This window comes from Hydrogenoanaerobacterium saccharovorans, from assembly GCF_016901815.1.
Classification (GTDB): Bacteria; Bacillota; Clostridia; order Oscillospirales; family Ruminococcaceae; genus Avimicrobium; species Avimicrobium caecorum.
In genome coordinates, this window is record NZ_JACSNR010000002.1 from 216,318 (window position 1) to 237,446 (window position 21,129).

A 21,129-nucleotide genomic window follows, 5' to 3' on the forward strand; every position below is an offset into this window, starting at 1 on the left:
TTTTGTTTTTCAGAGCTCCACCGGTATGAGATAGGCCGGCTCCACCGAATCGGGAGTGACCCGGCAGCCGCAGCAGACAATCTCCACCCCGGCTTCCCGGGCCTCCCGGAGTGCCCGGGCAAAGTCCGGCTGGGCCGCGGTATTGGGCCGGAACCGGCGGATGCCCTCCATCTGCACCAGGAAAGCCGCCATGGCAAAATCCCCCTCAGATCTCAGCCGCCGGAGGGTCTCCACATGGCCCAGCCCCCGGAGGGTGGGCGCATCGGGAAAGAGGGCAGTGCCGTCCTGTTCCAGCGTTACGCCCTTGACCTCACACCAGAGCCGCCCCTCCGGCCCGGTGAGCTGCCAGTCCAGCCGGGAGGAGCCCAGCTTCACTTCGGGGCGCATCTGTTCCACCCGGCTCAGGGAGGCCGGCACCAGAATTCCCTTTGTCACCGCCTCGGCAAAGAGCTTGTTGGGCGCCAGCGAATCCACATTCACCAGCACCCCGTCCTTGTCCACAGTGATGAGGGTCCAGGCGGTCTTACGGGTGGAAGAAGGATTGTGCTGCACCCATACCCGGCAGCCGGGACGGAACAGCTCGGCACAGCGTCCGGTGTTGCGCACATGGCAGACGATGTCGGCGCCGTCCTCCAAGCGGCAGAGGGCGGTGAAACGGTTGGGCCGGGCGAGGAACCGGGCGGGGAAGATGGATTCATACTGCATAGGGTCAGTCACCTGCTTTCTTCCCCTTACCATACCACAGTTTTCCCCGGACGGCAACAAAAACCGCCCTCCGCATATCAACGAAGGGCGATGGGTTCATTCGGCTGACGGCTCGGCAGATGCCCTGTACCGGGGCTCACCCCACCAGGCAGGCATCAGTTCCCCCAGCGTAACGGTCTGTCGGCTCTCATAGTCCACCAGGATCTCCAGATCCCGGTTCCGGGGGTCCAGCTGCATCAGGAATTCTCGGCAGGCCCCGCAGGGCATTCCGCTCTCCTCGCCAAACGGAGGCCGGTCCCGGAAGGCGATCAGCCGCCGGATCTGGGTCTGACCGCTGTTCATATACATATTCAGCGCTGCTGTGCGCTCTGCGCAGAGATCCATCACACCGCAGCAGCTCTCAATGCAGAAGCCGGTATAAATCCGACCATCCACGCTTTCCAGAGCGCACACCACATGATGCGCATGGATAAATGGGGTAACATCTTCCGGATGATATTCCCCCCGTGCTTTTTCATAGAGTGTTTCCCAGATGTCCACGGGACTTTTCTCCTTTCAGTCTGTTACTCCTGCTTCACTTCCCGGTCAGAGCCAGGCGTTTCCATTGGCTGAATGGCGTCCAGTCGCTTTTTGAAGCGCCGCCAGAGCAGGTAAGCGATAAGCAGAACCACCGGAGGCCACATCAGGAAGCCCAGAGCCAGGCTCAGATAGGTGCGGAGATCCATCCTTCCCTCCGCCGGTACCCCTGGAGCCAGCACATCGCCCGGCTCGTCCAGCTGGAAGGTATACTCCTGTTTCAGATCCTGATACCTGGAAAACGGGCCATATTCATATTCCAGCACGGTATCGCACTTCAGCTCCAGCCGTGGATTCTCTCCGCCTGTGATCAGATAGGCGCTCATCGGTATCTCCTCGATGGCCTTGCTGGAGGTACAGAAGCCGCGAACTGCCCGTATATCGGTACGGGCCAGATGCCATTCTCCGGTGCTCTGGTCATAGAGGACCTCCGCCTCCATGCGCACATCCGCCCAGCCGGGCGCCCATCCGTCTGTCACACGCCAGGTGTAGCTGTATTCATAGGTATCCTGATAGTCCACAAGGACTGTTTCTGCCGCTGCCGGCATCACAGCCAGTCCCAGAGCCAGCAGCATGGCTGCCATGCGCAGGCACCATGAACGGATTTTCATCGCACTCGCTCCTTTCCTGAAATCAAAGACAGGGCTGCACTATCGTCCGGGGCGTCAGTAGGGGTTCTCCATGGCCTCCAGATAATCGGGGCCCACATAGGTGACCCGGTCGCCCTTCACAGCAAAGCCCACCGGCTCGCCCCAGTCGCCTTCGCCCTCCACGACATAGCCCACTTCGTCCTCTGCTCCTGCCATATCCATATACAGCGCCGCAAACCAGCAGTACCGCAGAATATCCCGCGGATCGGAAAGCCCGTCAGCCTCGTCCAGGCCGCCCTCCTCCACGCACGCCGCAAGCTGCCCGCAGATCTCCCGGACTGCCGCTTCGGACAGGGCATTGAACGCCTCCACACACCGCTCGGAACATTCCCTGTAATCGGGATTGCTGCTGTCTGCGTAGACGATCAGTTCCCCTTCGTTCTCATCATTGCGGAAAAGGCGCTCTCAAACCGTCCCTCGCCGCTCTCTTCCTCCAGCCACCGGATCATACTATCCTGCCTCCTTTATCCATTTCCCCACCGGCTCAGCGATGGGCTTGTATCCGGATTCTGTCTGTTTTCAGTATAACTTTCGCCTGATAAAGTGTCAACAGCTGATGAAATTTCCGCTGTCGATTTATGCAGTCCCACAAAATTCCCGGAACTGGTCTGTCGGCATTGACAGGGGCAGAAACTGGGAGTATAATGAAACAAATCAAAACAACCTTTAATCTAGCACAGAGAGGCTAAAAAGGGAAAATAACGCCATGTTTCTTCACTTGCGGGGAAGCATCGGCCGCTCAAGCAGTCAAACGGCAGTCCCTGTGCACAACCTGGGTCTGCCATTTTTATTTTCCCGCCGCAAACACCGTAAAACGAAGGGAGAAACTTATCTATGCGTCATCTGATTGATTCCACCGACCTGAGTGTAGCTGAGATCGACCGGGTTCTGAACCTGGCTGACGACATCATCCGGGACCCCGCTGCCTATGCGGAATGCTGCCGCGGCAAGATCCTGGCTACCCTGTTCTATGAGCCCAGCACCCGTACCCGCCTGAGCTTTGAGGCGGCTATGCTCCGTCTGGGCGGCAAGGTGGAGGGCTTCTCCTCCGCATCCAGCTCCTCGGTGAGCAAGGGCGAAACCGTAGCGGATACTGTCCGGGTAGTGGGCAGCTATGCCGACATCATTGCCATGCGTCACAACAAGGAAGGCGCTCCCCGGGTGGCTTCGATGTATTCTCCTGTTCCGATCATCAATGCCGGTGACGGCGGTCATCAGCACCCCACCCAGACCCTCACCGACCTGCTGACCATCCGCTCCCTCAAGGGCAAGCTCTCGGGCTTCACCATCGGTCTCTGCGGCGACCTCAAGTACGGACGCACCGTTCACTCGCTGGCCAAGGCTCTGTCCCGGTATGAGGGCGTGCGCTTCATCTTCATCTCCCCGGAGGAGCTGCAGATCCCCCGTCACATCATCACCGAAGTGCTGGAGCCCAGCCATCAGGACTACCGGGAGGTACGCAGCCTGGAGGAGGTCATCGGCGAACTGGATGTGCTGTACATGACCCGCATCCAGCAGGAGCGGTTCCTGGATATGGCGGAATATGAGCGCCTGAAGGATGTCTATGTCCTCGACCCCGCCAAGATGGCTCTGGCAAAGCCGGATATGATCGTGCTGCATCCGCTGCCCCGTGTCAATGAGATCACTCCCGAAGTGGACAATGATCCCCGGGCCTGCTACTTCAAGCAGGTAAAGTTTGGCATGTATGTGCGTATGGCCCTGATCCTCACCCTGCTGGGTGTCAAGAACCAGCTGGCTCCGGTGCGTGCCGAGGAACCTGATTGTGTTCCCGAGCCTCCGGTCTGCAAGAATCCGGCCTGCATTACCACCATCGAAACCGGTCTCAAGCAGAGATTTATCTATACTGATGATACCCATGCTCATTGCAAGTGCTTCTACTGCGAGCATGATGCCTAATTCCATCTTCCCATGATTGCAGGAAACTCCGCAGCGGCACTCCCTCTGCGGAGTTTTGCGTTTTTCTGCGCCATTCGCCGGGATTTGACAGTATCTTCCCATTTTACCCATATTTAACACAAATATATCCTGTCGGACATCCGCTGCCGATACAATGAACAAAGAAAATGAGGGATTACAAAACTATGGAACTTACCAGAACTGCCGAACCGCAGATCAATTTTGCTGTGGTGGACCTCGGCTCCAACACCATCCGCATGACACTCTATGATGTACAGGAACAGGGCGGTTTCCAGGCGCTGTTCTCGGAAAAACGCATGGCCGGCCTGGTCAACTATATCCGTTCCGGTTCACTCACCCGGGAGGGCATTGAGGTGGCCTGTTCCGTGCTCCGGGGCTTCCAGCGGCTGCTGGCTCAGTTCGGCCCGGTGCCGGTGCATGTATTTGCCACCGCTTCCCTGCGCAATATCCGCAATACCGAGGAAGTCCTCGCCGCCATCCGGGAGAATACCGGTCTGGAAGTGGAGGTGCTCTCGGGTGAACTGGAAGCCCGCTATGGCTGCATCGGCGCCATGCTCACCTGTCCGCTGGCAGGCGGCGCTGTCTTTGACATCGGCGGCGGCAGTACCGAGATCGTCCGGCTGGAGAACGGCAAGATCGTATCCGCCCAGAGCCTGGACATCGGCTCACTGAACCTCTACAACCGCTATGTGTCCGAGCTGTGGCCCAGCCGTCCTGAGATTGACGAGCTCACCTCGGCCGTGCGCAAGAAGCTGCGCACGGCTGATCTGCCCAAGAAGCCCTCGCCCTTTATCTGCGGCATCGGCGGCACTGCCCGGGCTGTGCTGAAAATCGCCAATCAGTATCTGGAAAAGCCGGAGAGCAACCGTCTGCTCACTGTGGCAGAACTGGACCGTACTGCCGCCATGCTGCTGGACCGGAAGAATACCGCCCGGAAACTGATCCTCAAAAACTGTCCCGACCGGGTGCATACCATTCTGCCCGGCGTGATCGTCATGACCACTGTCACCCATAAGCTCTGCAAGGAACAGCTCTACATCAGCCGTTACGGCGTCAGGGAGGGATATCTGTGTCAAAAACTGATAAAACCTGGGATTTAAGCTATACCCAGAACCGGGAACTGAGCTGGCTCAAGTTCAATGCCCGGGTCATGGATGAGGCGATGGACCCCCATGTCCCGCTGCTGGAACGCCTGCGGTTCCTCTCCATCTTCACAAGCAACCTGGATGAATTCTTCATGGTGCGGGTGGGAAGCCTCACCGACCTGAAGCTCACCTTCCCCAAACAGACCGACAGCAAGAGCGGTCTGACCCCCCAGCAGCAGCTGGAAGCCATCTATGAAGCGGTGCGTCCGCTGATCCGCTACCGGGACGCCGCCTTTGCCGAGATCTCTGCCGAGCTGAAGAACAAGGGTGTCCGGGAATGGAAGCCCGAGGAACTGGAGGGCAAGAACCGCACCTATATCCAGGACCGGTACCAGGACCGGATCTTCCCGCTGCTCTCCCCCCAGATCATCGACCGCAGCCACCCCTTCCCCCATCTCCGGAACAAGGGGCTCTATGCTGCCGCCATGCTCTCGGGACGGGACCGCACCCTGCTGGGCATCGTGGAAGTACCTGAATCCCTGCCGCCCATTATCCTGCTGCCCGGGGAGAATGCCCAGTATGTCCGCACTGAGGAAGTGATCCTCTCCCAGCTGCGGAAGATCTTCAAGGCCTATCACATCACCGAGCAGTGTGTTGTTTCGGTGACCCGGAACGCCGACATCAACTATGCCGAAGCCGGGCTCTATGACGAAGAGGGCGAGGATCTCCGGGACTACATGGTCAAGGCGCTGCGCAAGCGGGGCCGTCTGGCTCCGGTGCGGCTGGAAATGCAGGGCGATGCCCCTGAGATCCGCAAGCTGCTGGAACAGAAGCTCAAGCTCACTTCCCAGCAGACCTATACCTGTTCCTGTCCGCTGGTGCTCAAGTATGCCTATCAGCTGGACAAGTGCGACCGCTCCCTCTACTATGCGGAATATACCCCGGCCTATCCCGACTATCTCTCCAAGGACTATCCCCTCTGGCCCCAGATCCAGCAGCGGGATACCCTGCTCTTCTATCCCTATCAGTCGATGCAGCCCTTCCTGGGCCTGCTCCGGGAAGCTGCCAATGACCCCCAGGTGCTGTCCATCCAGATGACCATCTACCGGCTGGCAGGCAACTCCGCTGTGGCAAAGCATCTGTGTACCGCGGCGGAAAACGGCAAGTCGGTCACTGTGCTGGTGGAACTCCGGGCACGGTTCGATGAGGAGAACAACATCGAATGGGCCAAGGAACTGGAGGAAGCCGGCTGCCGGGTGCTGTACGGCATCGAGGGCTACAAATGCCACTCCAAGATCTGCCTGATCACCCGCCGGGAAAAGAACGGACGGCTGAGTTATGTCACCCAGATCGGCACCGGCAACTTCAACGAAAAGACCGCTGCCCTCTACACCGACTTTGCGCTGCTCACCGCCGACCCGGTCATTGCCGAAGACGCTGTAAACTTCTTCCAGAATATGCTCATGGGCGACCTGTACAGCAGTTATCAGAAGCTGCTGGTGGCTCCTTTCACCATGAAGGACCATCTGCTGCGCATGATCGACGGGGAAATCGCCCGGGGTCAGAAGGGACATATCATCATCAAGGTCAATTCGGTCACCGAGCGGGAACTCATCGACAAGCTCGCCCAGGCGTCCCAGGCAGGGGTCCGGGTGGAACTCATCGTCCGGGGCATCTGCTGCCTGCTGCCGGGAATCCCCGGCAAGACCGAAAACATCACCATCACCAGCATTGTAGGACGCTTCCTGGAACACTCCCGGGTATACTGCTTCGGCGATGGCGAACTCCGGCAGCTCTATATCTCCTCGGCGGACATCATGACCCGCAACCAGAACCGCCGGGTGGAGATCGCCTGTCCGGTGGAGGACCCCGATCTCAAGCAGTGGCTCTCCCACTACCTGGAAGTGCTGCTCTCGGATAATGTCAAGGCCCGCCGGCTGCTGCCCAGCGGCGAATATGTGGACGCCACCCAGGTGGACCGTCCGCCTCTCTCCTCCCAGGAGTATTTCATGGAACATCTGCCGGAGTTCCCGGCCTACGAACCGCCGAAACAGACCTTCCTGGATCGGTTCGGCAAGCTGTTCCACCGCTGATTAGCCCTGTAACCGGATTGCTCCGCAACAAAAAACGGCATGGAAATCCATGCCGTTTTTTTGTTTGCCATAGGCGGTCAGACCTCTGCCATCACCTGATCCACCTGTTTTTTATACCGCCGCCAGAGCAGCTCAAACAGCAGGTAGTATACCACCGCCAGCCCGAACCAGGGCAGCGCCGCCGCCGACTCGCTCTTGTACATATCCGCCAGCAGCATCACCGGGGAGAGGAGCGTCGTCATCATGAGCTGTTCCCGGGCCGTCTTCATCAGTGCCGCCAGGTCTCCCAGCTTCTGCCGGAGCAGCTCTCTCCCATCGTCCGCATTCAGGGTCCCGGCGCACCGGAACATCTTCCACCCATCCAGGATCATACTCACACCCAGCAGGAAGCAGAGCAGCAGCGTCAGGACATTGGCCAGGATTGTGGGCTTCAGCGTAACCATCTTGAACTCAAAGCCCGCGCGCAGCAAGGGAACTGCCACTGCAGCCGCCTCCACAGCCCCCAGAATCATAAAGTTCCGGGCGCCGTTCTGGAGGGAGCGGAGATCATCGGTCTGTTCCCGGCTCCGGAGAAGCGGATTGCCGTCTGGTGCTGTACCCTCCGCCGCTCTGTCCCCATTCCGGAACGGGGTCTGCAGCAGGGTAAGGAATCGCCGGAACAGGAGAAAGTCCATCAGGATCAGCAGGGCATAGACCACTGCCATGGGAATGGAGTTGAGGGTGCCGGCCTGCATCCACTCCACCAGGAAGAGGAGCGGGATCAACACCAGGGCTCTGGAGAGCTCCCGGAGCGCCTTGCGGCAGATCTCCGCCATCCGGGGAAGCAGGGCGTCAAAGTCCAGGGGCTCGTGCTTTTTGGCCTCGTCCACCGCCTCGTTGAGGTTCCACACCGTCCGCACTGGCATAAAGGCGGTGAGCACGCAGACCATGCCGCCGAATTCATATCCCTTTACTCCATAGGGGAGACGCAGCGGCCCCAGGCTCACCAGGCCGCAGCAGAAGGCATAAAACCAGAGGGCAAACAGAAGCTGCACCGCAGCAGCCAGTGCCAGGCGGATGATCTCTTTTTTCAGGGCAGGTACCGAACGCAGTTCCATTTGACTCATCAAATCCCCTCCTTGTTTTTTCAGATGCCGGTGCGTTTTTCAAACCGGCGCAGTCCCCACTCATACAGGGCACAGAGTGCCAGCGTCACTGCCATATTGACTGCCAGAACGACGGTGGGGTAGCTGATCATATCGATCACATAAAAGGTAAGCAGCAGGATCAGTCGTGTGTGGAGCTTCCAGACGCTTTCCTCCCGGATCTGCCGGCTGACCTCCAGGAACTGTTCCGGACTGCTCCAGTTTTCCGGCTGCTGGGCATCGGCGTCCTTATAAATATCCCGGGCACTGAGATAGAGGAAAACGGCGAAGAGGAATCCCAGCGGCGACAGGAACTGAACTTTCAGAAAGCTGGAAGTCACAATCGAGTAAAGAAGAATCCCGCCTGCCAGATTCCGCAGGAAGCGGGATTCCCTCTGCAGATGGGCGATCTGTTCCCGAATTTGCTGTTCCATCAGAATCCGCCTCCTTCCAGAGCGTTCATGAGTCCTCGGAGTTCCCGGCGAAACCGCAGCTGTGCCGCCTCATAGCAGAGATAGAACCCCAGGCTGAGCAGATAACCGGCAAGGGATCTCAGGCTGTGGAAGGCCAGGAACTCGATCCCCAGGAACACCAGTGGATAGAGCCCGAATACCGCTGCCCGCAGACAGATGGCGCCGTCCCTCCGTACCCGTTCCACAGCCCTGAGCTGCTCGGTGAGCAGATAGCCGTCCAGGCCGGACAGTTTCTTTGCCAGGCGGTCCATGTGGCCCACCTGCCGCACCAGTGCCACAGCTTCCACCGCGCACATCCAGCGCCCGAACAGATACCCCAGACTGAGCAGATCTGTCCCCAGCTGCGGGCCATGCGGATAGAACTGGAACATCACTGCCAGCAGTACTCCCGCACCGGCGACCCAGGCCAGGACCCGTATTTCCCGCCGGACATCGATGCAGGCTTCCATTCCTCCCATTTGGTTTCTCCTCCCTGTTTCCGCAAGAATTCTATATACTAATTATAACACACCCGGGCACTGGCAACTATTGACAAACCCGCATACATTTCAATCTATTTTTGTGATAAAGCGATAAATCATCTTCACGCAAAAACACCCCTGTAAGGAACCGGGTTCCCACAGGGGTGTTTTTTATTTGCAGTGAAAATCAGTCCACGATGGTGGCTTCGGGGATCTTCTCATCGGTGAGGACATACCGTCCCAGGTTGGTCACCGACAGGGTGATGGTATTCGCTTCGGCATCATAGCTGGACGGAATCCGGTAGAGCCGCCCATAGAGGTACCGGTAAGCATAGACAGTGCCGTCAAATTCCTCCCGGAGCTGACTGAGGTCGATGGTCAGCTTTCCGTTTTCAAAGTTGCCGCCGCCCGGGAAGCCCAGATAGGCTGCCGGTGCGCCGTCCAGGTACCGTTCCACTGCCGGAATGCTCTCCCGGGTCACCGAGAAATCCACTGTCCCCTTGGCAGTGAGGGTGCCGGTAAAGCTCCAGCCCTCTCCCACAAAGGTCACCGGACGCCAGAGGTTCAGCCGGGCCAGTTCCATCTGCTGAGCTACGGTGTAAAGGGGCATATAGGTTCTGACCGGAATGGGTTCCCCGGCCTGTACCGACGAAAGGCTCGCCGCACGCAGACCCGCTGTGACAGCGAAGTCCAGTGTCTCCTCGTCCCCGCCCCGGTCATACCGCAGGGTGAGCTCGGTGGTGTAGCGTTCGCCGTCCCGGATATCCCCGGCGGTTTCCAGACGCACATAGCACCGTCCGTTCCAGGTGCGGATCTCCGCCCCGTCCAGTGCCTCGCCCGAACGCACTTCCAGCTCCAGCGCATCTGCTTCTGAAGCACGCACCTGCACCAGACGGCCATCTTCCCGGGTGTACTGCACCGGGAAGTAATAGGTGCTGTCCGGCTGCAGCAGACTGATTTCCGCCGCCACCGCTCCATCGTTCCCCAGGGACAGTCCCGGGGTCTCTGCGGCATACACTGTGCTGATCCCGCCAGCCATCAGCACGGCGGCAATCATACCGGCAGCAGTCCGGCGCAGCATCTTCTTCTCTCTCATCTTCGATTTCCTCCCTTATGTTGCTGCCGGGCTGACCCGGCGTTCCTTGCATATTCCGGGCGATCTGCCCGATGAGTCCATTATACCGGAGCAGCCGGGCCGGCTCAATAGAATGTTGTTACCATTTTGTAATCATTTTCATGCCATAAAAATTCGCCATTCCATGGGAAAATAAAAAAGCAGGACTTCCAAAAGGAAGTCCTGCCTGGATCATTCTGAACTTATGCCGGAGGTCTTGGCAAAGCAAAGGCCTTTCAATGACACTTTCGCGACATTTGCCATGTTAATGCCAAATTCGCCGTGTCGCCCCGCTTCCGCAAAGCCAGGGCTGATTCGCGTCATTCCACGACATTTGGCACATCAGTGCCAAATTCGCTGCGTCGCCCCGCTTCAGCAAAGCCAGGGCTGATTCGCGTCATTCCACGATATTTGGCACATCAGTGCCAAATTCGCTGCGTCGATAAATTGCTCCGCAATTTATCGACCAGTATCCGGGTTCGGCTTGCTGGATGTGCTGCCGCCGGAAGTAGTGCTGCTCGAGGAGGAGCTGCTGGACGAAGAAGAGCTGGTCTCCTTATCCGAAGAGGAAACCGCATTCTTCAGCGGGCGGTCCGAAGCGATATAGCTGGTCAGACGGTCAGTCCGGTATGCCAGATAGCCATCCTGTGTAGTGGTTTTCAGCTCGATCAGTTCATCGCCATCCACCTCATAGAGGTACTTCATATCCTTATCCTTGATGACCAGATAGGAGTTGGCAGCGAACATCGGGGTGCCCGGGAAGGAGATGCAGACCAGATCCGCATTGGGGTTGGCGCCTGCTACATCCGAGTTGGTAACAGTGGAGTAGGACAGGTTGTAGGGCTTCTCCTTGGAAGAGGAGAACTTTGCCAGATACTCTGCGGTATTGCCGAAGGAAAGGTTCGACTTGGATACATCGCCGCCTGCCATTACCAGAGGCATCGAGTTATCCACATCATACTCATCGTCGTCTATGACATCATAGTCGGTGGAAGCAATCTCAAATTCCTCTACCGAGATGGTGGTGTAGGTCACACGGTCCTCGGACTTGAGCTTCAGGGTCGTGTCATCGCCGTCAGTTTCATCCACTTCATTCCGGTTCAGGCCGTCAATAAAGCCATCACTGAAATCAACCGGGGATTCCGCAGAATACTTCTGCAGGTTGCGCAGGCTTACATCCACATCGGAGGGCAGGCCGGCATAGCGGGAAAATGCGTAGGTGTTGGCCTCAAGCTCATCCGCCATGGATTTGTTGATCTCCTTATCCTCGCTGGAAAGGCCCTTTTCCTTGACCTTCAGCAGGATATAGGCCTCCTGCTCCGAGTAGTAGGTATCCCGGTTCTGCTTTACCTTCACTGTCAGGTAGTAGTTGCCGTCCGAACCCTTATCCACACTCACCGAGGAAAACTTCTCGGTGCCGCGCTTTCCCTCATCGTCCAGCGGCACATATTCCGAAGCGGTAATGCTCCAGATGTCAGCCGACTCTTCATTGAAACTGCTGCTGCCGTCCAGGATCGGGAAGGTGTAGGTGTTGCCCGGTACCAGAACATTGCCGCCATCCATGGCGTCATAGTCGAGCGTTACCCAGCCGCCGAACCCGATATAATCATAATTCTTTGCGGCAAATGCAACTGTTGTCGAACTTGCGGCCAACAGTGCCGCCAGCATCATTGCTGCAAATCGTTTCATACTTTTTCCCTCCAGAATTTCTGTGATATTCCTTTCCATAAAGAAAGCATCTTCAGGGTACTGAAACAATTATATACTATTCATGCTGAAAAATAAAGCGTTTTTCCGGATTCCAAACCGGAATATTTTGCCTTTCAGCCTGCTCAGATCTCCACTGCGCTGATGAACTTATAATGATCGCCATTCGGTTCCAGAGTATAGCGCATGCTCTTCTCCTTGATCGTGCGCAGCGGGTCGGAATAGAAGGTGATGTCCAGGGTATAGCGTCCGGTGGAGGCATCCTGTACAGCCGGACTGGTCCAGGTATAATACCACATACCGCCGCGGCCCAGCATCTCACAGCCGCCCTCTTCCTCGTTATAGAACTTGGTCTTGGAGGCATCCACACCGCTCACGCCAAAGAGGGTCTCTACCATCTTGCTCACTTCGTCCACCGAATAGAGCTCCCGCTCCCCGTTGTAATCGTCAAAAATGGTCACCATGGCATACTCCACCATCTGCTCCTCGGTGAGCTCCGACGGGGAAGAAAATGTCATATTCCCCATGAAGTCCACAAACCGCTTCATCTGGCTGTATACACCATAGCCCGGCTGCTCCATATCATAGGGGAACAGCTCATAGTAATTCCAGCTCTTGTCATAGAGCATGGTCACCACCGGGGTTTCCGAATAGTCGGTCACATTGGTGACCTCCACAATGCGCTCATAGGTGCCGGTGGGGAAGGTTTCGCAATCGCTCTGGCTCACAGTGAAGGTGAACTGATACCGGGAGCTGACCGGGTCCTGGGCAATGGTCTGATATTCGATGCTGTCAAAGGTCACATCGTCCCAGTCCTCATAGGCGCAGCTGGTCACCTTCTGGATCGCGTCCACATTTCCGGCAAGCAGCGCCTGTTTGAAATACTCCGCTGCTTCATCGGCTGTGGTGGGGGTATCCAGTGTGAACCCTTCCACCTTGCTGCTGTTCTCTGTTCCGGAAGAAGGTTCCTCCGCTGTGCTGGAAGAGCTCTGGTCCCCGGTGGACGAACTGCCGCGCTCGTCCCCGCCGCTGCAGGCGGTCAGACCAAGGGACAGGACTCCTGCCAGCAGCAGGGTGAGAAAACGCTTTTTATTCATAGACATTACCTCCTATACTTCTACCAGATAGCCGGACTGTTCTGCCAGACGCACTGCTTCTGTGAGATCAATCCGGGTTTGATGGATGCGTGCGGAGCGCAGGTCCACCCCCCAGAGATCCGCTCCCCGGAGATCGGCACCCCGCAGATCCGCCTCTGCCAGAACCGCTTCCCGCATGCTGCAGCTGGTAAAATCGCAGTCCTGGAGATCACAGCCGGAGAGATCCGCTCCATCCAGCCGCACGCCCGACAGATCATTATGGCTGAGATCCATCTGCCGCAGGGCTGTATAAGCCCAGTTGCCGCCGGAAATATGCAGGGCTGTCACGGTACAGTCCCGGAACACACTGCCCAGCATTTTACAGTCCGCCAGATCACTGGCAAAAAAACGGCAGTGCTCAAAGGTGCAGCTGGTCAGCTCGCACTGGCGCAGCATGGTTCCGGAAAACTCACAGAACCGGAACACACACTCGGAAAACCGGCAGTGTTCCAGAAGGGCGTCCTCGAAAATACAGGAAACAAACCGACAGTGTTCTGCCTGGATCTTCAGAAGATCCTCTCCGGAAAAATCCCGGCTCTGCAGGGTTTCCTGCAGGAGTGGTTCCATACCCGTGCCCCCTTTTTCAGAAACAGATTCCTGATTTCAGTATATCGGAATGGGCGGGCAGATACAATACAAATTTTATGAACAGTCCCGGGAAGTACATGCCGATGGGATAAAAAAAGACCCGCCGGGGAAATCCCACAGCGGATCTTTTGCATTTGTGTTTCCAGGATGGAAATGCAGCATCAGGCATGATGAAATAGGTTGGAGAGCATCAAGCCTGATCGCTCTCCTGACTGATCAAAGTAAGACACTTGCCAGTCAGTATATGGATAAATCCGTCAGGATTTATCTACCAGTGTCGGGGTTCTTCTTGCCGCCATCGGTGGTGCTGGAAGCATCGTCCTTATCCTCGGTAGCGGTCTTCTCGGTCAGCTCTACATCAGAGATAGCGTAGCTCTTCAGAGTTCTGGTCTTGAAGGTCCAGGCCTCGTAGTCCTCGTCCCACTTCAGACCCTTGATTTCCTTAGCGCCATCAGCAGTTACTTCGTAGATATAAGCATCCTCGTCAGCGTAGATGTAAGCAGTACCGTTCTTGTTGAAGGTAGGCTCCTTCTCGAAGGTGATGAAGTCGATGTTGGCGTAGTCGTACATAGCAGCGAACTCCTTGTTGAAGTCCACATTGTTCTTCAGGTTCAGCTTGCCCTGGCCAGTAACGTCAACCTCGAACTCGAAGTCGCCGAAGGTCAGAGTCTCTTCGCCTTCCAGGCCAGTACCGCCAGTCAGAGCAGTCTTGAAGACAACGATCTCAGCATCCTTGAGGTCACCCCAACCATACAGAGTGTCTTCGGCGTAGCCGTAGTCACCACCGATCTTTACGGTGATGTAATCCTTGTTGGCGTTGGTATCCTTCAGATCAGAGCTGTTCTTGTAAACGGAGATCTCACCAGCCAGGTCGGTAGCCTTAACATCAGCAGCCTCAGGCAGAGTGAAGGTTACAGCATAGATGTAGTTGTTATCAATCTTTACCAGCTCGATAACAGGCTTCTCATCCAGATCGCCAACCTTCCAATCAGCCTTAACCTTGTAGCCCTTAATGGCATCCTTATCGTCGATAGCTGTGCCATTCTTATCATACAGGGGCAGAGCCACCTTCTTGCCGCCATCGGGCTTGGAGAAGGTTACAGCCTGACCAGCCTGTACTTCATATCTCTCTTCGCCGGAAGCGAACTTGCCATCATCGTTGTCATCTACGAACATGCTGGTATCTGTGTCCTTAGCCAGGTTAACTTCAGCAGTAGTAGCAGCGAAGGCAACAGTGGTCATGCCAGCTGTCATCAGAGCAGCCAGAGCAAGAGCAAAAATCTTCTTCATGTTTCTTTTCCTCCATAAAATTTTTGTTTTCAACTTCGGGCCGCTCTCCACACAGCCCTGCCGTTGTGATGTTATTATACCCCCCCCCCGCACTTTGTCAACCGGTTTTTGCAATCTTTTTGTAACCGATTTGTAATTCTATAGATTTATGCCAGTTTATTGCGGCGTTTTCGGTGTTTCTTTGGCGTATTTTCACAAAAAATCGTCCGTTTTTGTCTGGTTTCAGCCTTTCCGGACTTTTGCACTCTGTGGAAAGTTTCCGGTGGAAAACTCTTCTGCGGGCAGTAAAAAGAGCCGTCCCGGATGGGACGGCTCTTTCCAAACTTTGCAGTCTGCTGTCTTACTGCTCAAAAACAGAGGCAACTTCCTTGAGGTAGTCCACGATGGTGAGATGCTGCGGGCAGCTCTTCTCACACTTGCGGCAGGCAATGCACTCCGAAGCCTTGCCATGAGTCTTGGCAAGATTCGAATAGTAGAGGGTCTGGATCGCAAAGCCCTTGTTGATGGACTGCTTGATGTTGTTGTACAGAGTGAAGTACTCGGGAATGGCAATATGCTTGGGACAGCCATCCACACAGTAACGGCAGGCAGTACAGGGAATGGCAATGGATTCATTGATGGCATCCGCAGCCTTGCGTACAATCTCCTGCTCCTCCTCGGTGAGAGGCTTGAAATCTGCCATATAGGCAGTGTTGTCCAGCAGCTGATCCATATTGGACATACCGCTCAGCACTACCTTGACATTGGGCAGGCTGGCTGCATACCGGATCGCCCAGCTGGCAACCGACAGCTCCGGCTCATGGTCCTTGAACATCTTCTCAGCCTTTTCGCAGACATTGGCCAGGGTACCGCCCTTGATGGGCTCCATAACCATTACCGGAATGCCATGCTTGGTGGCAACTTCATAGCAGCGGCGGGACTGAATGGTGGAATTCTCCCAGTCCAGATAGTTGATCTGCAGCTGTACAAAGTCCATATCCGGATTCTGGGTGAGGATCTCTTCCAGCAGATCAGCGCTGTCATGGAAGGAGAAGCCCATATTCACAACCTTGCCGTCAGCCTTCTGCTTGCGCAGCCAGCCAAAGGCATCCAGCTTCTGGACAGTGGGCCAGGTACCGGAATTGATATTGTGCAGCAGGAAGTAATCAAAGAACTCTACACCGCAGTTTTCCAGCTGTTCGGCAAAGTACTTGTCCATATCCGCAGCTTCCCCCAGCTTAATGAGCGGCAGCTTGGTAGCCAGGGTGAAGCTGTCCCGGGGGTGACGCTTGACCAGTGCTTCCCGTACAGCCTTTTCACTGGTGACACTGTGGTAAACATAGGCGGTATCAAAGTAGGTGAACCCACGCTCCAGGAAGGTATCCACCATCTTTTCAAACTGCGGCATATCAATGGTGGTGACATCGCCCGGATCGAGCACCGGCAGCCGCATGCAGCCAAAACCAAGTTTTTTCATGAGAAAAACCTCCTTCGGATTACCCGTTTTCTGACAGTTTTTATTTTACAATGAAAGCGTAAAAATTGCAAATATCCCGGTGAAATTTTACCCGGGTATAACAAACCGGGACTGTCCCTTCAGAGGGGACAGTCCCGGATCAGCAGCTTACCGCTTGTGGTAGAGTTTCTTGGTCTGATAGCGAGGCTCGCAGGACATATTCACGCCCAGCTTACGGAACACATCGGTGTCCACCTGGGAGAGGATCACAGTGGAATGTGCATCACAGCCCGAGAGTTCTGCCAGATGTTCCATCGCCCGTTCCGCATTGGGATCGGTCACCGCACTGATGGACAGGGCAATGAGGGTCTCATCGGTGTGGAGCCGGGGATTGTGGTTGCCCAGATGCGATATCTTGAGGTGCTGGATGGGTTCGATGACCTCCGGCGCAATGAGATGCAGACTGTCGTCCAGGCCAGCCAGTACCTTGAGGGCATTGAGCAGGGCTGCCGACGATGCGCCCAGCAGCGATGAGGTCTTGCCGGTGATGACCTGTCCGTCCGGCAGCTCAATGGCAACTGCCGGCATGCCGGTCTCCTCTGCCTTGCGCAGGCTGGCAGCCACGGTGGGATTGATGTCCACGGTGATCTCCGCCTTGTTCATCAGCAGTTCGATCTTGGCAACGGCGCTCTCTTCGCCCCGACCGGTGCGCAGGTCACACATGGCCTGATAGTACCGGCGCACGATCTCCCGGCGGGAAGCATCACTCACCGCCTCATCATCAAAGATGCAGTTGCCCGCCATATTGACGCCCATGTCGGTGGGGGACTGGTAGGGGCTCTCGCCGAGGATGCGCTCGAACATGGCCCGCAGCACCGGGAATACCTCCACATCACGGTTGTAGTTGACGGTGGTGACGCCATAGGCCTCCAGATGATAGGGGTCGATCATGTTCACATCCTGCAGATCGGCGGTGGCAGCTTCATAGGCCAGGTTCACCGGATGGTTCAGGGGCAGGTTCCAGATGGGGAAGGTTTCAAACTTGGCATAACCGGCCTTGATGCCCCGGCGGTGCTCATGGTAGAGCTGGGACAGACAGGTTGCCATCTTGCCGCTGCCCGGGCCGGGGGCAGTTACAACCACCAGCGGACGGCTGGTGATGATGTAGTCATTGCGTCCATAGCCCTCATCGCTGACGATCAGCGGGATATTGGCAGGATAGCCTGCGATGGGATAGTGCAGGAACACCGGCACACCCAGGGTTTCCAGACGCTTTTTGAAGGCATCAGCAGCGGCCTGACCCTGATCCTGGGTGATGACCACACTGCCCACATACAGTCCGATGGACCGGAAGGCATCGATCAGACGCAGCACTTCCAGATCGTAGGTGATGCCCAGGTCCCCCCGGACCTTGTTCTTTTCCAGGTCACCGGCATTGACGGCGATGACGATCTCTGCCTGATCCCTGAGCTGGAGAAGCATCTTCACCTTGCTGTCGGGGGCAAAACCGGGCAGTACCCGGGAAGCATGGAAATCGTCAAACAGCTTGCCGCCGAATTCCAGATAGAGCTTGCCGCCGAACTGAGCGATCCGCTCCTTGATGTGTTCCGACTGCATTTTGAGGTATTTTTCGTTGTCAAATCCGATTTTCACTGCCGATCTCCGCCTTTCCCTGTGCTGACCTGCCCTGCTGTGCGACTGGTTTCTGCAAAAAGAGATGCCTGTGGGAGGCTATAATCTTTAAGACAGATCCACCCGCCCACAGGCACCGTATTTTCTCGTTTCAATCTGTGAATGAACCATCACAGTTTTCAAAATCACAATTTAAGATTATACCACACCTGCGCCGGGTTTGTATACTCAAAGTTTCCCAATATTTTTACGAAATTTTTGGAGGTGCTGCTGTATGCGTCAACGAATCCTGCCGGTTCTTGTCTTTCTGCTGGCGGCTCTGCTGCTGCCGCCTCTGGCTCTGGGGAAATTCCCGGCCCTGTCCCTGCCCTCCTTTGCCCCCCAGTCCGCCGATGAGGAGGATCTCGGCTGGATCGGGGAATCTGTTCCGTCCTCCCGGGCTTCCCAGGCCGAGGAGGTCATGCTCCCGGCGGACAGCCCTCTGGACATCACCGAGTTCAAAATCCTCAACTCTGCCACCGGGCAGGTGGAAACAGTCTCGGTGCGGGACTATGTCCGGGGAGCGGTGGCAGCGGAACTGCCCGCTACCTTCCATGCCGAGGCGATGAAAGCCCAGGCAGTGGCAGCCCATACCTGGGCTCTGCACTGTGCCCTGACCCAGCGGGAGAATCCCGACCCGGCCCTGAAGGGAGCGGACTTCTCCGCCGACCCCGACCATCTCAAAGGTTATGCCCGGGCTGAGGACATCAAAGCCACCTATGACAATATGGCAGACGAATACTGGGACAAGATCACCACCGCAGCCGACAGCGTCATGGACTATGTGCTGCTCTATGACGGGGAACCCATCCAGGCGGTCTACCACTCCTGCAGCATCGGGGTCACCGAGTCAGCGGAGAATGTCTGGCAGGCCTCAGTCCCCTACCTGGTGCCGGTGGAGTCGGAGGGGGACCTGATAGCTCCCGCCGCCGAAGCCGAGGTGACCTTTACCTCCGCCGAGATGCGTGCCCTGCTCACCGCCGCCTTTGACGGACTGGTGCTGGGGGACAATCCCGCCCTGTGGCTCTCGCCGGTGAGCTATACCGAATCGGGCTACATCATGGACATCAAGGTGGGCAACCTCACTGTCACCGGCAAGGAGGTGCGGGCGGCGCTGGACCTGCGCTCTGCCAGCTTTGCCATCAGCTATGACAGCGCCGAGGATCTCTTCACCATCCACACCCAGGGCTATGGGCACGGGGTGGGGCTGAGCCAGTACGGCGCCGACTATATGGCCCGGCAGGGGGCGGACTTCAAGGAGATCCTCACCCATTACTACACCGGCGTGGAACTGGCTGTCCTGGACTGACCCGCTCCCCCAAAAATACAGAAAAAAGCCGTCGGACCCGACCGGGAAGCTCTTCCCGTCTGCCGTGTCCGGCGGCTCTTTTTTATGCGGCGGGCTCAGATGCCCAGAATCCAGAAACACCCGGCCTGGCGGTCCTCTTCGGTGAGCCAGGCATCGATCTCCCGGAACAGCCGCTCAAAACAGGCGGCGTCCTTGTCCAGTGCCTCCTGCCGGATCTCCGCCCAGTCATAGAGGGAGATGCAGTTGGGGGCATCCCACCGGAAATCCGGGATCGGCCCCTCATAGAACAGAGGCAGCAGCATGGGAAGGCCATCGTCATCATCGGTGAGATAGAGGGAATCCTCACTCCAGTAGACCTCCCCGGTCCAGCCGGAATGAGCCAGCTCATAGACATCATGTCCGGCAAGTTCCTCATAGGTGTAGGTGCGCAGTTCCGCTGCTTTGGTTTCGCTCATCTTCGTCCCTCCTCAGTAACCGGCAGTGTCACCCGGATGCTGGTGCCCTCGTCCGGACGGGAAACCAGCGTGATCTGACCGGCATATTTGGCTGTGATATGCTTGACAATGGAAAGGCCCAGACCAGTGCCGCCCTCCCGCTTGCTGCGTCCCTTGTCCACCCGGTAGAACCGTTCAAACACCCGGGACTGATGCTCCAGCGGGATTCCGATACCGGTATCCACCACCGAGATCACACACTGATAGGCGTCCGGCGAGATCCGCACTGTCACCCGTCCGTTTTCCCGGTTGTACTTGACGGCGTTTTCCATCAGGTTCTTGAGCAGCTGGCGCATATCATCGGGATAGGCATAGTAATGGGCTGCCCCGAAGATCTCCCCGGTGATTCCCCGCTTCTTCATGATGGGTTCCAGCGACCGGAAGATGTCCTCACACAGACCCCGGAGATCCACCCGTTCCCAGACCTCCTCGGCCTGTTTGGATTCCAGGCTGGACAGACGCAGAATATCGTCAATGAGGTTGGACATCCGCCGTCCCTCCTCCCCGATGCGCTCCAGATACTGTGCCTTCTGGATGGGATCGGTGACTACGCCGGAGGTCATCAGCTCGGTGAAGCCCAGAATGGAGGTAATGGGGGTTTTCAGCTCGTGGGAGATATTGGCGATGAATTCCCGGCGCTGTGCCTCCATCTGCCGGGACTGGGTGACATTGGTGAGGACGATCACAGCCGAGATCTGGTTTTCGGCATCGAAAAGCGATCCCACCGCCGGTGTGACCCGGGCGGATACGATGGTGCCGGTCCGGGCGGTGAGGTCCAGATCCAGCACGGTGGATACCTCATTGGTGATGGCATTGCGCACCGCCTTGCGGAGCCCCTCATCGTCACAGGCCTCCGACAGGGGAGCGCCCACCAGTTCCTCACACCCGGTGAGATACTTATAGGCCGAGGCATTGCACTGACGGATCACAAAGCTGCCGTCCACCAGGAGCAGGCCGCTGTCCATGTTGTCCAGAATATAATATGCCTTGCGGCGCTCCTTCTCCACCCGCTGCCGGGTGGCAGAGAGTTCATCTGCCAGTTTTTCGATCCCCGCTGCCACCCGGGCTGTATCCCCCTGACAGGGCATGGTCACAAAGGGGTGTTCCCCATCCGCCGGAAGCTGTTCCAGACGCTCCGCCAGCATTGCCATATCCCGGGCATACTGCTGTTCCCGGGGCGGACGGCGGCGCAGAAACAGCCCCATGCCGCCGGCTCCCAGCAGCATGCCGCCCAGCAGAATGATCAGCATATTCCAATCCATACCATCATCGCCTCATTC

At 57.0% G+C, this 21,129-nt stretch carries 19 protein-coding genes and 2 pseudogenes; 5 read left to right on the plus strand and 16 right to left on the minus strand.

Translation table 11 applies throughout. The features are described 5' to 3' along the window. Positions 1-9: 9 nt before the first annotated feature. The 4 genes and pseudogenes from sfsA to H9X81_RS03360 form a co-directional block, all read right to left on the minus strand. Positions 10-705: a DNA/RNA nuclease SfsA gene (sfsA, locus tag H9X81_RS03345; protein ID WP_204719801.1), complete on the minus strand. Its 696-nt coding sequence runs from the start codon at positions 703-705 to the stop codon at positions 10-12. 96 nt (positions 706-801) lie between these two features. Next, a complete protein-coding gene (locus H9X81_RS03350; protein ID WP_204719803.1) occupies positions 802-1,245 on the minus strand; it encodes a cytidine deaminase in 444 nt (147 codons plus the stop codon). A 23-nt stretch (positions 1,246-1,268) separates the two neighbouring features. Further along, positions 1,269-1,892, minus strand: coding sequence for a hypothetical protein (locus tag H9X81_RS03355; protein ID WP_204719805.1), 624 nt, complete (start codon positions 1,890-1,892; stop codon positions 1,269-1,271). Positions 1,893-1,946: 54 nt separating this feature from the next. Continuing rightward, positions 1,947-2,309: pseudogene (locus tag H9X81_RS03360) on the minus strand (hypothetical protein); the annotation flags it as partial. Positions 2,310-2,765: 456 nt separating this feature from the next. Here H9X81_RS03360 and pyrB point away from each other — a divergent pair. From pyrB to ppk1, 4 genes and pseudogenes are all read left to right on the plus strand, one after another. Further along, positions 2,766-3,677 (plus strand): annotated as a pseudogene (gene pyrB / locus H9X81_RS03365) (aspartate carbamoyltransferase); the annotation flags it as partial. A gap of 15 nt (positions 3,678-3,692) precedes the next feature. Then, complete coding sequence (locus H9X81_RS11760) at positions 3,693-3,848, plus strand: hypothetical protein (protein ID WP_345941521.1); 156 nt, start codon at positions 3,693-3,695, stop codon at positions 3,846-3,848. A 185-nt stretch (positions 3,849-4,033) separates the two neighbouring features. Further along, positions 4,034-4,969 carry a phosphatase gene (locus H9X81_RS03370; RefSeq protein WP_204719811.1) on the plus strand — a complete coding sequence of 312 codons (936 nt, stop codon included), beginning with the start codon at positions 4,034-4,036 and terminating at the stop codon, positions 4,967-4,969. Beyond that, positions 4,939-7,047, plus strand: a complete 2,109-nt coding sequence (gene ppk1, locus H9X81_RS03375; RefSeq protein WP_204719813.1) for a polyphosphate kinase 1 — start codon at positions 4,939-4,941, stop codon at positions 7,045-7,047. Before H9X81_RS03370 ends, ppk1 begins: the two co-directional genes overlap by 31 nt. 77 nt (positions 7,048-7,124) lie before the next feature. Here the strand turns inward: ppk1 and H9X81_RS03380 are convergent, their stop codons facing one another. From H9X81_RS03380 to H9X81_RS03425, 10 genes are all read right to left on the minus strand, one after another. Next, positions 7,125-8,153: a hypothetical protein gene (locus H9X81_RS03380; protein ID WP_204719815.1), complete on the minus strand. Its 1,029-nt coding sequence runs from the start codon at positions 8,151-8,153 to the stop codon at positions 7,125-7,127. Positions 8,154-8,173: 20 nt separating this feature from the next. Further along, complete coding sequence (locus H9X81_RS03385; protein WP_204719817.1) at positions 8,174-8,605, minus strand: hypothetical protein; 432 nt, start codon at positions 8,603-8,605, stop codon at positions 8,174-8,176. Next, entirely contained in the window at positions 8,605-9,102 is a 498-nt protein-coding gene (locus H9X81_RS03390; RefSeq protein WP_204719819.1) for a hypothetical protein, read from the minus strand. Before H9X81_RS03390 ends, H9X81_RS03385 begins: the two co-directional genes overlap by 1 nt. 190 nt (positions 9,103-9,292) lie before the next feature. Beyond that, positions 9,293-10,201, minus strand: coding sequence for a hypothetical protein (locus tag H9X81_RS03395; protein WP_204719821.1), 909 nt, complete (start codon positions 10,199-10,201; stop codon positions 9,293-9,295). Between the two features lie 477 nt (positions 10,202-10,678). Further along, positions 10,679-11,908, minus strand: coding sequence for a hypothetical protein (locus H9X81_RS03400; RefSeq protein WP_204719823.1), 1,230 nt, complete (start codon positions 11,906-11,908; stop codon positions 10,679-10,681). A gap of 143 nt (positions 11,909-12,051) precedes the next feature. Further along, entirely contained in the window at positions 12,052-13,023 is a 972-nt protein-coding gene (locus H9X81_RS03405) for a hypothetical protein (protein ID WP_204719825.1), read from the minus strand. Positions 13,024-13,035: 12 nt separating this feature from the next. Beyond that, on the minus strand, positions 13,036-13,629 hold the full coding sequence (locus tag H9X81_RS03410) for a pentapeptide repeat-containing protein (protein ID WP_204719828.1): 594 nt from the start codon (positions 13,627-13,629) through the stop codon (positions 13,036-13,038). A gap of 285 nt (positions 13,630-13,914) precedes the next feature. After that, positions 13,915-14,940: a hypothetical protein gene (locus tag H9X81_RS03415; protein WP_204719830.1), complete on the minus strand. Its 1,026-nt coding sequence runs from the start codon at positions 14,938-14,940 to the stop codon at positions 13,915-13,917. A 340-nt stretch (positions 14,941-15,280) separates the two neighbouring features. Then, a complete protein-coding gene (locus H9X81_RS03420; protein ID WP_204719833.1) occupies positions 15,281-16,396 on the minus strand; it encodes an aldo/keto reductase in 1,116 nt (371 codons plus the stop codon). 147 nt (positions 16,397-16,543) lie between these two features. Continuing rightward, positions 16,544-18,028 (minus strand): DUF1846 domain-containing protein, encoded by a 1,485-nt coding sequence (locus H9X81_RS03425; RefSeq protein WP_204719835.1) that lies wholly within the window; start codon positions 18,026-18,028, stop codon positions 16,544-16,546. 253 nt (positions 18,029-18,281) lie between these two features. Between H9X81_RS03425 and spoIID the strand changes: the two genes are divergently transcribed. After that, positions 18,282-19,355: a stage II sporulation protein D gene (spoIID, locus tag H9X81_RS03430; RefSeq protein WP_204719837.1), complete on the plus strand. Its 1,074-nt coding sequence runs from the start codon at positions 18,282-18,284 to the stop codon at positions 19,353-19,355. 95 nt (positions 19,356-19,450) lie between these two features. On the opposite strand, the gene H9X81_RS03435 is transcribed toward spoIID, so the two are convergent. Together H9X81_RS03435 and H9X81_RS03440 are read right to left on the minus strand one after the other, a co-directional pair. Beyond that, on the minus strand, positions 19,451-19,810 hold the full coding sequence (locus H9X81_RS03435; protein ID WP_177504112.1) for a hypothetical protein: 360 nt from the start codon (positions 19,808-19,810) through the stop codon (positions 19,451-19,453). Next, entirely contained in the window at positions 19,807-21,111 is a 1,305-nt protein-coding gene (locus tag H9X81_RS03440; protein WP_204719840.1) for a PAS domain-containing sensor histidine kinase, read from the minus strand. Before H9X81_RS03440 ends, H9X81_RS03435 begins: the two co-directional genes overlap by 4 nt. Positions 21,112-21,129 lie beyond the last annotated feature (18 nt).